The organism is Undibacterium umbellatum, assembly GCF_014284125.1.
GTDB classification, from domain to species: domain Bacteria; phylum Pseudomonadota; class Gammaproteobacteria; order Burkholderiales; family Burkholderiaceae_D; genus Undibacterium; species Undibacterium umbellatum.
The window spans coordinates 192734-207154 of record NZ_JACOFX010000009.1 but is presented as its reverse complement, the minus strand read 5'-3'; the positions used below and the strand labels follow the sequence as shown (position 1 = coordinate 207154).

Below are 14421 nucleotides of genomic sequence, written 5' to 3'. Positions count from 1 at the left end.
CGAACAACAACGCAGGCGTTCTGGCCATCGTTAATGACAACGACACAGCCAATGATGCATCCAATGCAGCAGACACAGCTGGTACAGCCATCGAAAGCGCAGCAGTTATCGATGCACGTGCACTGAGCTCCACAAGCCGCTTCAGCTACAACGGCGAAGAAGGTGCAAGCCGCACAGCAGACCGTATCATCTTCTCTGACGCGAACTTCAATGGTACACACGCGATCAACGGTGGTGCAGTTGACAACAACACGACTAACCTGAGCCAAAAGAACGACGACGTGATCGAACTGCGCAATGCAACAAACGCAGCCATCGGTGACTTCAACGGTATCAGCAACATCGGTAACATCGAACTGACAAACGACACAGCAGTCACACAAGTGTCCCAAATCCAGTTGAACGATACGATCGTTGATGCATTGGTTGACGGCTATCAAGCTGCTAACACAACAACGCACATCGAACGTCTGACTATCCGTGCCCTGGACAACATCAACGTTGCTAACGCAACAGTCGGTGTATCTATCGATGCTGGTGCATTGACAGCACAATCTGCTCTGGACGTCACACTGGCCCGTGGCGCCAACTTCCTGAGCCTGGGCGCTGGTGCAGACCGCGTTGTATTGCTGGGTAACTATGTTGCCGGTACATACAACACATCTGAAAACGGTGTTGCTCTGAACGCGCAGTCCACAGTCAATGCAGTTGCTCGCGTTGTCACAGACACGATCAACCTGGGTGCTGGTAACGATACACTGGTCACTTACGGTGCGATCAACCTGGCTGGTGCACAACTGTCCAACATTGAAAACATCACAGCCAATTCAGCAGTCGTGATCAATGCTTCCCAATATGCGGCATTAATCGCTGCGCGTGCGGCATTGAACCTGTCTGGTCCTGTGCTGACATTCACTGGTGTGGGTCCGCATCAACTGACTATCGTCGATGATGTGGCGGGTGTGAATAATATTGATCTGTCCTATATCTCCATCACTGGTGGTACCCTGGTGTATGACGTGACCTCGGCTTCGAATGCGACCGGTGGTGGTGTCAATAACAGTACGACTTCCAATGCGATTATTGTTTCCGGTGGTGCTACTGCAATTGCTGGCACCATAGGCACCAACCCATCGAATGGCAATGGCCAGGCTGCCAACAGCACTGTGCTGACTGCAGGCGGTATATTCAATGGCACAGCTGGTCTGAACGAGAACTTTACCGGCAATGTGGCCGCTCTGGTAGGCACAACCGTCAACGGCAATGGCAGCGATTCAGACACCATCACTATCTCTGGCGGCGGTACGGTGAATATTGGTAGTGGTAATACCATCACCAATATCAAGACGCTGACGATGGACGGTAGCGCTGGCAGTGTTGTTTTCTTCTCGGTAGCGAACTCTGGTATTACTACCGTCAATGGCGGATCAGGCAATGATTATGTTGATCTGGCGAATAGTGGCAACTCCATGCTGGCTGGCAATATCAATCTGGGGGCAGGCAGCAATAGCCTGGTCATGGAAGGCAAGACCTATAGCGGCACCTTTGTGGCTGGTTCGGGCACATCTGATACCTTGTACCTGTTCAATGGCAGCAATATCAGCGCGGCCAATGTCAGTGGTTTTGAAACCGTCAATATCAACAATAACGCGTCTGTCACCATGACAGCAGCACAGTTTGCTGGCTTTACCACCTTCACTGCCGGAGGGGCAGAAACAGTCAACCTCACGACTGCAGGCACGGTCACAGCTAATGCCAATGTAGAAAACTATGTACTGGCCAATGGCAATAATACCTTTACTGCCGCAACCGGCCTGGTATCGGTGACGGGTGGTACGGGCAATGACACCATCAATGCCAGCTCAGCTATCATCGCTGCTTCCACAGCCATCAATGGCGGTGCGGGTACAGACACCCTCAATGTCGGTGCTGTGACTGCCGCTTTGGACATGTCTGCCAAAGTCAGCAATGTAGAAACAGTCAACGTTACAGGTGGCACAACTGCAACCTGGACCGTCGCCAATGAAAATGGCGCTGGCGTTACCCTGAACTTCACCAAGTCAGCTTCGACGGCGATCAATGGCATCACGCTGGGTTCGGGTGGCCAGACCCTCAATATCCTGGGTACAGGCACAGGCGCGAGTACCATCACTGGCGGTTCTGGCGCTGATATCATCAATTTGTCCACCACGGCAACTGGTGCAGATGTGATTTTGGCAGGCTCGAACATCAATGCCATGGATACTGTCAATAACTTCAAGGCAGCAGGTGCAGACAGTTTCGGGACTGGCGTTATCGCGACCTCGCTGTTTAACCTGAATATCGCCAATGCTGACAGCAGCAACCTGGCGGCAGCCATAGCGACTGCGGCAACAGCAGCGGGCGCAAGCCTTGCCAATACTGGCCAGGCTTATACCATCACCGTCAACAGTGGTACAGCAGCAGGTACGTATGTGTTCCAGAATTCGGGCAGTAGCGCAACAGCAGTGGATGGCAGCGACTTTATCGTCAAACTGGGTGGCACTACAGGCAGTATTGTGGCCAGTGACTTTGGTATTGCCAATGCCGTCAGTGTCACTGCTGGTGGCACGTTCAATGGTGTCTCTGGCGCCAATGACATCTTCATGTCCAGCATCCCTGGGCTTAATGGAGCGACCATCGCTGGCAATGCGGCAGATAACGATATACTGACCCTGACCACGGCGGGCACTGTCACTCTCAATAATGGCAGCACAGGCGGCACCATCAGCAACGTCAAGGTTCTGAACCTCGCTAATGGTACCAATACCATTACCTACAACACATCGGCAGGCTTCACGACCATCAATGGTGGTACAGGTGATGACACCTTCATTCCTAACACAGCCTTGTTGCCTATCGTTGTGAATGGTGGTGCGGGCTCTGACACGATTGTGCTGTCGGCAGCGTATGCGGCCACGGCATCCGGTTCCGGTACCTTTGCTGCCAATGTCAGCGGCTTTGAGAAATTGCGCCTCACTAGTGTAACCAACCAGACCGTCGACTTGCAGGTACTGGGGAGCTATAGCGACGTCACTTTCTCTGCCGCCAATGGCCTGACATTGAGCAACTTGCCCAGCAATGGCAACATCACGCTCAATGGTACGGGTACGGCCTTTACCATTTCCAATGCTGCGTTTGTCGGTGGTGTCAATGATGTCGTCAACCTGACGCTGACGGATGGCAGTACTTCTGGCATCGCCTTTGCCAACTCCGGTATTACTGCATCCGGCGTCGAGACCGTTAATATCAGTGTCAACGACACCCAGAGCACGCCCACAGGTGCCTTCAATGACAACATGACCTGGCTGGGTAACTCAGTCAAGACCTTTAATGTGAGTGGCAATGCAGGCCTGACCCTGTCATCATCGAGCACCGCACTGACGACGGTTGATGCCAGCGGCATTACCCTTGGTGGCTTTACCTGGACAGCCAGTGCCCTGACAGGCGCAGCGACGGTCAAAGGCAGTGCCAGCGGTACCAATACCGTCAACATGAACTCTGCCACGGCAGGTGTTAACTACACTGGCGGTAGTGGTAACGACAATATCACAATCAACGCCACTGTTTCCAGTACGGCGTCCTTGGGCAACGGCAATAATAGCCTGGCCTTGAATGGCGTTACCATTCTCGGCACTTATGCTGGTGGCACTGGCACAGATAGCCTGGCGTTCTTCTCGTCGACACCGGATATCAGCAATGCCACGATCACCGACTTTGAAAACCTGACGCTGACCAATAATGCCAACATCACGGCAACGATCGCCCAGATGTCGCAATTTAGCGGCACCGTCAATGCCGCAGGAACAGAAACACTTAATTTGACGACAGCTGGCACTTTCAATGCCTTCAGTACGATAGAGAAGTACAACCTTGCCAATGGCACCAATAACTTCACCTCGGCCAATGTGGCTGTCAGTGTCATTGGTGGCACAGGTGCAGATACCTTTAACTTTACGGCCAACCAGATCATCAACTTCCTGACCACGGTGGATGGTGGCAATGGTACAGATATAATTAATATCGGTGCGACCACCACCCAGAACATTGATCTGAGCACTAAAGTCGCGAATATCGAAACCATCAACGTGGCAGGCAGTATAGGTACGGCCAGTCTCACCAACATGAATGGCGCAGGTGTCACGCTAAACTATACCAAGAGCACGGGCGACAACACCATTACCCTGGGTACTGGTGGCCAGACATTGAACCTGCTGGGTTCCAGTTCTGCGGCGACTACCATCACAGGTGGTGCGGCGGTGGATACCATTAATCTGCCAAACTCTATAGCCGCTTCGGAAACACTGATAGCAACTGGGGCCAATATGTCGAACCAGACACAGGTAGATGTCGTGGGTAATTTCAATGCGTCGGGCACGGATTACTTCAAGACTGGCGTCAATGCGATGACCTTAAGTTCCAGGAACATCCCCAGTGCGACTACCGCCAACTATCTGACCGCCATAGGCGCTGATTTGACCGCCTTTCTCAACAGCAGTGACCAGGTTTTCCTGATCACGATAGCGGGCGGTACAGCAGCAGGTACTTATCTGTTCCAGAACACCGGTTCAGATACCAGCCAGTTTGACACTACTGACTTTTTTGTACAATTAACGGGTACGGTTGGTATTATTACTGTGGCTAATCTGATTGCATAAATCAGCGGCCTTTCCACTTAAAACGCCAGCTTGCTGGCGTTTTTTTTATGGCAGCCTGTGCTTTAATGGATTTATACGGCTCTACCAGTTGGCATTATGCTGCTGCCTTAAGTGGCGCCTCAGTCTGTGCTTCTTCAATACGCAACGATGTACTCAGATCGTCGCAGCATCGGCTCCACTCTTTCACCCATTTGGGCAAGGGGGGCGAGACCAGTTGCGGATGCACGGTATCGACAAAAAGTTGCGCTGTCATGGCACCGTCTGCATTGACCCACAAGCAACGTACCGTGACCACGCCGACCACCCTCCCATGGCGAATGAAACGCTGCTCGATAAAAATCCATTTATCATCCCAGCCCAGCAAACGGGTTTCCAAATTATAACGTTGAAATACCTTCAAATCACGGCGGAATTTGGCGATGGCATCACCGACTACGGGGCGGGCACGCAAGGTCATGGCAGTGCGGAAAACGCCTGTCCTGAATACAAAGTCGATGCGGCCAACATCAGCTAAAGTCAGGTAACGGCCATTGTTGACGTGCATATTAAAATCGAGATCATTCGGTAAAACGGTCATGCGCAGCCTGCTAGGCTCAAGCACGCCCACTTTCTTTCTCCAAGCTAAAGTTAACAACAACCTCAACAATCTACACCAGAGATTCATTATCTTCTTTCTCAAGGCCTGGGCTAAACGTCAGGTGCAACGCATGGCATCGGCCATGCACCACAACTGCGGGCTGCCCGCAAATCTTGCTTTATTCATGTTTAAGGGGGGGGGGCTGATCAAGATGATGGTCTGACCAGCCTGGACAGCGTCCGTACTGTCTACGTTTGATGTACACGTGATGATCTGTGTACTTTCACAATCACGCTTACGCGCCTGGGAAAACCTTGTCTATCGAGAATGGCAAAGGCGCCGACATGATACGCACCCCTTACGTAAAAAGCAATTTATTATCATAAAAGCCATAGGAATAACAATAAGACATGCACGACTGATCACAGGCCGCGAGCAATCCTCCGCTTGTTACAAAAGACCTGTAAAACAGTGCGCCATCATGTGCTGAAACCGCTAGAATTAGGCTGCATTCAGGCTTGGTTAGCTTCATCCCTCGCCAAGCAGGTGTCAATTGTCGATGTCATACGTATTTGCTTCCCAGCCAGTAGTCGTTGTTGTTACAGCAGGAGTCAGGCATGAGCAGTTTGCAAGCGTCTACCACCAAGCCAGGCATCAAGCCGGTTTTTCATCTCCGCACAGACCTCAGCATGGCAGCGCATGTCGATGCTGCTCTTCAATTGCAAAGCAGCCTGGGCACGCTTTGCGCGCTGGAGTTCATGAAGGCCAAGGGCATTCCCCCTCAAGTCACTGCCCGCGTGCTGGGCCAGCCCCAGAAACGGCGGCTGCGCGATTAAAGACGCGCTTTTCCCATTAAAAAATTATGGTTTATGAATGCCTACCGGCAGGCGGCCACGCGCCCCTTCTCGCATGGCAGCACCAGGTTGTGCCTAAAGTCAGCCGTCTGACGACTCCGAATTGAACTAGCCCGGCCTCACACCTTTGTCCAGGCTGGAATCTGAAAACTCACTTTTCCGGCTGGCACTGGCACCTATTAATGAGGAATCCCATTTGGTTTCTCCATTGATGACTTTCTCATCGGTTGGTTTGCCGCCACGCTTGACAGTAATGATGATAGTAACGCTTGCCGTTTTAGTCCCCAGGGACCAATCAAGATCGTTTTTCAGCAGATGGCCGCTATTGACTGCCTTGTTTTTTTTCCCAGTTTGCCTGCACTGTCGAGCTTGCTACGCAAAGCTTCTTTGAAATGTGCAGCAAAAGAATCCTCGAAAGGCAAGGTATGCACATATGCGCGTATGGTCAGGCGATTAACGCCTATTTGTCTGGATCGCATGCTGTGCTTTTCTTTTCTTTTCTTTTCTTGGGGAGGGGGGGGCGGGGCGATTACTTTTGCTTCTCGCTTCCCATGTTTTTTTCGATGGATTGCAGTAGTCGGCAAATCTGCCAGCATCTTTTTGAAATTTACTTGAATTTGCAAATTCAGTGTATTACTATATTAATACACATGAGGTTTCTGTATTAGTCATTGACCCCATGAGAAGCTACCATGACGCGCTCATCCTCACGATGAAGGTGTTCAGGTATTCATGTAAACACCATGAGAGGCTGGAACATGGAGCATATAACATGACGCCAGGCATGACGCACATCAAGCCGCGCCAGTTGGGCGCTGAGATATTTCAGGTAAGCACCGGGAGTAGCGAGCCTATCTATCGCCAGTTGATAGAACAATTGCGGCGCCTGCAGGCGGGTGGGCAAATTGTCGCAGGTGATGCCATGCCATCTGTGCGCGATGTCGCCAGCGAGTTGGGCGTCAATCCCATGACGGTATCCAAGGCCTACAGCATGCTCGAAGCCGAGGGCTTGCTGGTGCGTCGCCGTGGCTTGGGAATGGAAGTAGCAGCCCAGGCTAAGGGCCATTCTGATCTCGCGTCAAGGCTGGAATTATTGCGTCCCAGCCTTGAGCGCATCGCACTCGAAGCCAGCCAGCTTGAGCTAGATGCTAAATCCGTCATCACTCTGTTGACCAGTATTCTCAAAGGAAAATGAACATGCAAGCTCAGTTAAATGCTCCGGTACAGATACAAGGATTGAGTAAATCCTTCAGTGGGCAAAGTGTCTTGAAAAATCTCGACTGGCAAATCGCCCCTGGCAGTATCGTCGGCTTACTGGGGCGTAACGGTGCGGGTAAGTCTACCCTGATTGAATGTCTGCTGGGTTTGCGTGATATCGATGGCGGAACGACCAATCTCTACGGTGAAGATGCCGCCCAACTCAGTGCTGCGACCAAGGCCAGGATCGCCTACGTGCCACAGCGCAGTGACCTGTTTGAATGGCTGACAGCCAGGCAAATGCTGGCTTATTTCCAGCGGCTCTATCCACGCTGGAATGACGGCAAGGTAGAGTCGTTGATGCAGGGATGGGATCTGCCTTTTGACAAGGCTATCAATAAACTGTCGATAGGACAAAAACAGCGCCTGTCCATCATTCGTGCCCTGGCCCATGAGCCAGAATTGCTGATACTCGATGAACCGGTCTCCAGCCTTGACCCTGCGGGCAGGCGTGATTTTTTGCGTGAACTGATAGAACGCGTGATCGACAAACAAACCACCATCGTATTTTCTACCCATATTCTGTCTGATCTCGAAAGAGTCGCCATGGATGTCGCTTTTCTGCATGCAGGGCAAATCGTCCATCAGCAGGCGCTGGACGACATGATGGACAACACGGTGCGTATCAGTGCCAGCCCCGCAGTGCTGCAGCAATTGCAGCCACACAAAGTCTTGCGCCGTTTTACGGAGGGCGATGACAAATTGCTGGCTCAGTTCAGGACTGAACAATTGCAGGTCCTCCAGGCACGCACTGATATGCGGATTGACAAGCTCAGTCTTGAAGACATCTTCATCGAAATGACACGATAAAAATGCATGTTGAAGCACACCATTCGTCAATTCAAACCGCTCGCGAAGTAAGAATATGAAAGCCATCATCTCGGTATGGATGCAGCCTGTCTATGCGCGCAGCAATGCTGCTGGTTTAAAAGTCTTGTATGCCTTGTTGGGGATAATTGCCTTGTTGCCCCTCATTCTGTTCTTGTTGGCACGCAAAGATGAATCAGATGCGATATCCATTTTAATGGCGCTCGCCATAGGCATCGGGGTTGCGGTCGGCGTGCTGCTGGTATTCTGGTTTGTTCTGCTGGTGCCCAGTGTGGCCTTGCAATATAGCCCGGCGAATGCAGGCCTGGTGCCGCAACTCAGGCGAAACATGAAGGTGGCACTGGCAATACCTGTATTGCTGATGCCTGCTATCCTTGCATTGACCCTGGTCACCCACTTGAAGGGTCTGTTTTTCCAGTCTTGGCTGATAGGCGTGTTTGCCATGCTGGTTTATGTTGCGACCCTGCGCAGTAAATGGGTAGTGATATTCATTGTGCTGCTCAGTCAGTTACCGATGTGGTGGGGTAATCGATTCAGCCTGGATCCGCAGGCAAGCTGGAACCAGCCTGCCTTGCTCATGCTGGTTGGGCTGGGCCTGACCGCTGCGATCTTGCACTGGGTTTTTGCCATTCATGGTGACCAGCATTTCAAGCGAGAAGAAAGCTTTAGCATGATACAAAAAGCCATGAATGGTGAGGAAGTGACCTCGACACACTATTCACTGCGCTTCTTCAATCCCTATGATTTGTTGATGCGCTGGTGTATGGTCAAGGTGGACAAGACAGGCAGAACACCGGCAGCCGTTGCGCAGCTTATTCCCTTTGCCTTCGGGGCACAGGTATTCTGGCTGACCAGCTTTGTATCGGTTGCCTTGATGAGTGCCGGTCTGAGTGTTTACTTTGCCGTCTTCTTGCATCATTCATCAAAATTTGCTGAGAACGACATGGGATTGGCATACGCTGCTGCCATGGTCGCTTTTGTCATGCTGCCCGTGATTTATGTTTCCATGCTTCGCGCCACCATGTACCAACGCAGAGGGGAGCACAGCTTGCTATTGCTGGCGGCAGCGTTGCCACCCCAGGCGGAGCAAGCCAGGATCGTGCTGCATTTTTTACTGCGCCAGTTCTTTGGCCTATGGCTGCTGACATTATTGATCGTGGCTGTCACCATGCATTTTTCACCAGCTTCCACGAATGCAGCAGAGATGGCCTGGCTTGCCTGCTTTTGTCTGCTGCCTTTGAGCGTCATGAGTTTGCATAATTATGCCAGGATCAGGTCCCGCTATGAAACTGCCTTGTTACTTGCTTTCGCACTTCCGGCTTTTCTGGGGCTGGCTTCGTTAGGCATGCTCAAGCTGTGGCCAGCATTGCCAGTCTGGCTGATCTGCTTGCTGATCGTGCTGGTGACGCTCCCCATCTTGCGCTGGCGCTGGCAAATACTCATGCAAGCGAACGCCGTATTTCCGGCTGGTCGTGCTGCATGAAATGAGCGGTGCTGCGTCTGTTTTTCTTGCCAGGGTCATACTTTAGTATAGGGCACGGCAAGTCTTAAATGACCTATATTCTCAGACTTACCGGAGTTGAATTTATCAGCTTAAGGATGTCAGAATGAGTATGGTCATGCAAATGTGTTCACAGATTACAAATAAAGAAGATGCCAGAAGCCTGAGTGCTATGGAACAGTATGAGCGGCGTCGCCAGGTGGTGCGAGCGCATGAGCGCGGTGCCAAGAAAGTTCAGATAGCGCGCGAACTGGGTCTCAGCTATACGGCGGTCTGTCTGATTATTGCGCGCTATGTCAATCAGGGCGCTGATGCATTATTGCCGCATAAGCGTGGTCGCCGGGCAGGCGAGGGGCGCGCCCTGAGCAGCGAGCAGGAAGTACAGTTGCAGGAAATGATCAAGGCTAAGAAGCCGCGTCAGTTGCAGCTTGATTTTCCTGAATGGAATCGCCCGGCGGTGGCTGAGCTCATCACTAAGCACCTGGGTGTGCAAATGCATATCCGCTCGGTCACCAACTATCTGAAACGCTGGAATATCGTTGTGGAAAGGGCCGAACCCAGGCCACATCAAGGCCGGTTGACAGTAGCTGCAGTACCCGCAGTTCTCAATGTGCCAACTGCACCGCTTGTAGTATCGGTTGCCGAGCCTGCCAGTGTAGAAGAGTCACCTACTTGATCCCCGGACTCATTTCATCCTTGTGATGAAATGAGTTTTACTTATTCAGTCCATCCCTCGGATTAGGTGTACCAGTCAGTTTCGGTTCATCCCGCCAGTAAGCAGTTTTGTCACGCTATTCTGCGTTCCTTCAGTCTCTTCACATAAACCCGGCATCCAAGGCTAAAATGCCTTGGGTGGCTCGTCGGAAGCTTCAAGCCTGAGCCTATTTGCGCTTTTCTTGTCTTTTTCCTGGTTTCTGATGTCGAATACACTACGCCATTCAAAATGTCTGTTTCTCTTGCTGGCAATGTCGCTGATCTTGCTTTTTCAGACAGCTCAGGCATCTGCCTTACGTACCCTGCGTTTCCAGCATGTGGGTCTGGAGCAGGGCTTGCCTATGCAGGCTGTGCAAACCATAGGGCAGGACAAGCAGGGCTATCTTTGGTTTGGAGGGCAGGCTGGCCTGGTGCGCTATGACGGTTACCGCTTTAGCCTGTACAAGAATGTCACGGATGATGAGCATAGTCTCAATAGTGACTGGGTAAGGCAGGTTTACTTTGACAGGCAAGACCGTATGTGGGTTGCCACCGCTGCGGGTGGGCTGCATTTGTACGACAGGAAAAAGAATCAGTTCCAGCGTTTTATCATACCAGGGGAACTGGCATCGCAAGTGCAGAATAGTGCCATTAATGACGTGCTTGACGATGGTCAGCAAGGTCTGTGGTTGGCAACAGAAAATGGCCTGGGCCATTTTGTGCCAGCTACCGGGAAAGTACGCTGGTGGCATCATCAACCTGGTCGTGAACAAAGCCTGGCAAATGAACGCGTCAATACTCTGGCGCTGGACGCCACTGGCAAGCTGTGGCTGGCGACAGATAACGGTCTCGATAGCATGGAACCCGGCAGTAATGATTTTGTTCACTACCGTGTGGACAGTACGGCCAGTGCTGAATCCAAAATCAATGCAGTCAATAAAATCCTGATCGATAGACAAGGCAACATGTGGCTGGGTTTGCGCAAAGGCATGTTGTTGTGGAAGCACAAGCATACCTGGGATACGCGGACAAGAATAAGCCTGCCTGACAAGTTGGCAAATATCAGCATCAAGGAACTCTATCAGGACCAAGTGGGACAAATCTGGATGGTACCGCACGCCCAGGGAGTGTTGCGCTGGAATCCGGCAACGCAAACGATGCAGCATTTCAAGCGTGATCCGGGCGACAATAGCAGCCTGACAGACGATCAGGTGGAGGTGGTCTTTCAGGACCATAGTGGCAGCCTGTGGCTGGGCTACTGGACCAGTGGTACCAGCCATGTCGATTTATCCGTGGCTGCCTTTCGGCGCTATGTCGCTTCAGACCAGGCTGGCAGCCTGAGCAATGTCAAGGTGACCAGCATACTTGAAGCCGCGCCGGGCCAGCTCTTGCTTGGCACATTTGGGGGCGGCTTGAACAGCCTGGATTTGCAGACGGGGATCGCCAGCAATGGCAGTGCCACATATGGCCTGGATGGCAAAACCATACTCAGCATGTTTACTGCTAAAGACGGGCAGATATGGGCTGGCACTGAAAAAGGTATCTCGCGCATCGATCTGGCGAGCGGTAAATCCTACCCCCGCCAGATATTGCCAGGTGAGCCAGCAGCACACCAGATGCAAGCGATCATTGAAGATCGCGCAGGCATATTTTGGGCTGCCAATACCCGTGGACTGTTGAGGCTGGACCCGGTCAGCAATCAACTCAGCAGTCTGCGGCGCAATAGCGCTGACCCATCCAGTATCGCTCATGATGGCGTGATGGCGATATTGGAAGACAGCCAGTCCCGTCTGTGGGTAGGCACCCTCGATGGTCTGGATCTGCTGGACAGATCAAACATGAAGTTCAAACACTACCGGCATGACAGTAAAGAGCCAGGCAGCCTGGCGAGCAATGCGATCTCAGCCCTGTTTGAAGACAGCCAGAAAAACATCTGGATAGGTAGCAGTGCCGGTATCAGCAAAATACAGAAAAATAGCCAGGGTATAGTTAGTTTCAGCAATTACGCCACCAATGCCTCTGTCGATTGCATCATGGAAGATCAGGCAGGAAAGTTGTGGCTCAGCACAGATGCTGGTATAGCACGCTTTGATACGGTGACAGAAAAATTCCGCTACTTCACAGGGAAGGACGGCTTGATTGACGGCGGCTACTATATGGCTGCCTGCTTCAAGGACAGGCAAAGCAATATGTATTTTGGTGGCTTGAACGGAATGAGTGCCTTCCAGCCGGCAGATGTGCGCGAAAATACCATCCCGCCCAAGGTCTTGATTACCGGTTTGCAGATTTTTAATCAGCCACAGGAAGAAGGAAAAACGGCTGCCGGTTTTACTATGCGAGGGCAAATCCAGGACAATCAAGCCATCACCCTGGCACATACCCATAGCGTGTTTTCACTGGAATTTGCCGCTCTGCATTTTGCCGATCCACAAAGCAATCAATTTGCCTATCAGTTGCAAGGCTTTGACCAGGACTGGGTCTATACAGATGCCAGCCGCCGTTTCGCCACGTACACCAATCTGGATGCCGGTGAATATCTGTTTCGCGTCAAGGCAGCGAACAAAGATGGCGTCTGGAATGAAACCGGGGCACAGCTGCGCGTTACCATCACACCACCGTTCTGGAAAACATGGTGGTTCAGGCTCTTGCTTGTCAGCCTGTTGCTGGCTGTATTGTGGGCAATACATCGCTACCGCTTGCACCATTTGCTGATGCAAAAAAAGTTGCTGGAAACAGAAGTCGAAAAAAGAACCACAGAAATCGCCTTGCAAAAACAAGAGATAGAACAGAAGACCGCTGAACTGGAAAGAACCGTAGGCGTACTGGCACTGGCGAATCAGCAGCAGCTTGAACACCAGAGCGAATTGACGCGCTTTCTGGCGGTGGCCAGCCATGATTTGCGCCAACCCATGCATGCCCTCAACCTGTATCTGGATGCACTGTCTTTCGAAGAATTGTCCAGCAGTTCCAGGGGTTTACTGTACAAGCTAAAAAAGTGCGCGCACACCATGGATGGCATGTTCCTGTCCTTGCTGGACTTGTCGCGCCTGGACGCCAGAATAGTCGAACCAGAATTAAGCAAATTTCCGCTGACCTTGATACTGAAGAAAATAGAGCTGGAATTTGCTCCACAGGCACAGGCAAAAAAACTCTTGCTCACGGTGGCAGAAACGCAGCTTTGGGTAGAGTGCGACAGTAATTTGCTGGAACAAATTTTACGTAATTTGGTCGCCAATGCCATACGTTATACCAACGAGGGCCAGGTTGAGCTTAGTTGCACAGAAGTCGGAGACCAGGTCAGGCTGATGATCAGCGACACGGGCATTGGTATTTCCCTGCATCAGCAAGAAACCGTGTTCCAGGAATTTTTCCAGGCGTACGGTGCAGTCATGCAGCGACGTGATAGCACCAAAGGATTGGGCTTGGGCCTGGCGATTGTCAAACGTCTGACAGACTTGCTGGCCATGCCCATGGTCTTGCAGTCAGAACCTGGTCATGGTACCAGGTTCACTCTCTTGCTCAATAAAGTGGATGCACCTGAAGATGCTAATTTGCCAGGGCAGTTTGAGAGCGAGCATGCCAGTGCGCTGGAAGGTAGACGCGTCATCATCATTGATGACGACGAAGCCATACTCCAAGCTACTCAAAGCTGGTTAATGCAATGGCATTGCGTAGTGACGGCTGCCAACGGCAGTGAAGCGGCGATGGCAAAAATTGCCGATGACATGAGCATACCGGATGCCATCGTTTGTGATTTTCATCTGGCAGGCAATGAAGATGGTGTGCAGGCCATTATCAGTTTGCGTGACATGTTTAATCATGACATCCCCGCCCTGATCATTACTGGCGATATCCATGCAGATATCCAATTGAAAAATGGCAGTGTCAATATTCCAGTGTTGCACAAACCAGTCTCGACTGAGGTGTTACATCAAACTTTATGCAGTCTGTTTTTGCAGCCAGCCGGGCAGGACAGTAGTGGTAGCAATTCACCAGATTGAAATGGCACATCAATCATGTATACCTGATCCTGCC

General features: G+C 51.6%; 10 protein-coding genes. 8 read left to right on the top strand and 2 right to left on the bottom strand.

The genetic code is table 11. The features are described from left to right. A partial coding sequence (locus H8L47_RS17545; RefSeq protein ID WP_186954884.1) for a beta strand repeat-containing protein occupies positions 1-4676 on the top strand: 4676 nt, incomplete at its 5' end. A 94-nt stretch (positions 4677-4770) separates the two neighbouring features. Here H8L47_RS17545 and H8L47_RS17540 read toward each other — a convergent pair. Beyond that, positions 4771-5253: a thioesterase family protein gene (locus tag H8L47_RS17540; RefSeq protein ID WP_222616579.1), complete on the bottom strand. Its 483-nt coding sequence runs from the start codon at positions 5251-5253 to the stop codon at positions 4771-4773. On the opposite strand from H8L47_RS17540, the gene H8L47_RS17535 reads away from it, so the two are divergent. Continuing rightward, on the top strand, positions 5252-5476 hold the full coding sequence (locus H8L47_RS17535) for a hypothetical protein (RefSeq protein WP_186954901.1): 225 nt from the start codon (positions 5252-5254) through the stop codon (positions 5474-5476). The genes H8L47_RS17540 and H8L47_RS17535 overlap by 2 nt on opposite strands. Positions 5477-5870: 394 nt before the next feature. Further along, positions 5871-6089, top strand: a complete 219-nt coding sequence (locus H8L47_RS17530; RefSeq protein ID WP_186954882.1) for a hypothetical protein — start codon at positions 5871-5873, stop codon at positions 6087-6089. Positions 6090-6415: 326 nt separating this feature from the next. Here H8L47_RS17530 and H8L47_RS17525 read toward each other — a convergent pair whose 3' ends face one another. Further along, positions 6416-6586, bottom strand: coding sequence for a hypothetical protein (locus tag H8L47_RS17525; RefSeq protein ID WP_186954881.1), 171 nt, complete (start codon positions 6584-6586; stop codon positions 6416-6418). 293 nt (positions 6587-6879) lie between these two features. On the opposite strand from H8L47_RS17525, the gene H8L47_RS17520 reads away from it, so the two are divergent. From H8L47_RS17520 to H8L47_RS17500, 5 genes are all read left to right on the top strand, one after another. Beyond that, complete coding sequence (locus H8L47_RS17520; RefSeq protein ID WP_230413801.1) at positions 6880-7302, top strand: GntR family transcriptional regulator; 423 nt, start codon at positions 6880-6882, stop codon at positions 7300-7302. Positions 7303-7304: 2 nt separating this feature from the next. Further along, complete coding sequence (locus H8L47_RS17515; RefSeq protein ID WP_186954880.1) at positions 7305-8174, top strand: ABC transporter ATP-binding protein; 870 nt, start codon at positions 7305-7307, stop codon at positions 8172-8174. 55 nt (positions 8175-8229) lie between these two features. Continuing rightward, entirely contained in the window at positions 8230-9675 is a 1446-nt protein-coding gene (locus H8L47_RS17510; protein ID WP_186954879.1) for a hypothetical protein, read from the top strand. A 136-nt stretch (positions 9676-9811) separates the two neighbouring features. After that, positions 9812-10369 (top strand): helix-turn-helix domain-containing protein, encoded by a 558-nt coding sequence (locus H8L47_RS17505; RefSeq protein WP_186954878.1) that lies wholly within the window; start codon positions 9812-9814, stop codon positions 10367-10369. A 241-nt stretch (positions 10370-10610) separates the two neighbouring features. Then, the gene (locus H8L47_RS17500; RefSeq protein WP_186954877.1) at positions 10611-14387 is read left to right on the top strand and encodes a two-component regulator propeller domain-containing protein; all 3777 of its coding nucleotides are present in this window, start codon (positions 10611-10613) and stop codon (positions 14385-14387) included. Positions 14388-14421: the final 34 nt, after the last annotated feature.

What these genes read in the sequence shown, in the direction of transcription:
- H8L47_RS17535 (WP_186954901.1), top strand. Translation starts at nt 5,252, where the DNA reads ATGCGCAGCCTGCTAGGCTCAAGCACGCCCACTTTCTTTCTCCAAGCT.
- H8L47_RS17540 (WP_222616579.1), bottom strand. Translation starts at nt 5,253, where the DNA reads ATGACCGTTTTACCGAATGATCTCGATTTTAATATGCACGTCAACAAT.
- H8L47_RS17530 (WP_186954882.1), top strand. Translation starts at nt 5,871, where the DNA reads ATGAGCAGTTTGCAAGCGTCTACCACCAAGCCAGGCATCAAGCCGGTT.
- H8L47_RS17525 (WP_186954881.1), bottom strand. Translation starts at nt 6,586, where the DNA reads ATGCGATCCAGACAAATAGGCGTTAATCGCCTGACCATACGCGCATAT.
- H8L47_RS17520 (WP_230413801.1), top strand. Translation starts at nt 6,880, where the DNA reads ATGACGCCAGGCATGACGCACATCAAGCCGCGCCAGTTGGGCGCTGAG.
- H8L47_RS17515 (WP_186954880.1), top strand. Translation starts at nt 7,305, where the DNA reads ATGCAAGCTCAGTTAAATGCTCCGGTACAGATACAAGGATTGAGTAAA.
- H8L47_RS17510 (WP_186954879.1), top strand. Translation starts at nt 8,230, where the DNA reads ATGAAAGCCATCATCTCGGTATGGATGCAGCCTGTCTATGCGCGCAGC.
- H8L47_RS17505 (WP_186954878.1), top strand. Translation starts at nt 9,812, where the DNA reads ATGCAAATGTGTTCACAGATTACAAATAAAGAAGATGCCAGAAGCCTG.
- H8L47_RS17500 (WP_186954877.1), top strand. Translation starts at nt 10,611, where the DNA reads ATGTCGAATACACTACGCCATTCAAAATGTCTGTTTCTCTTGCTGGCA.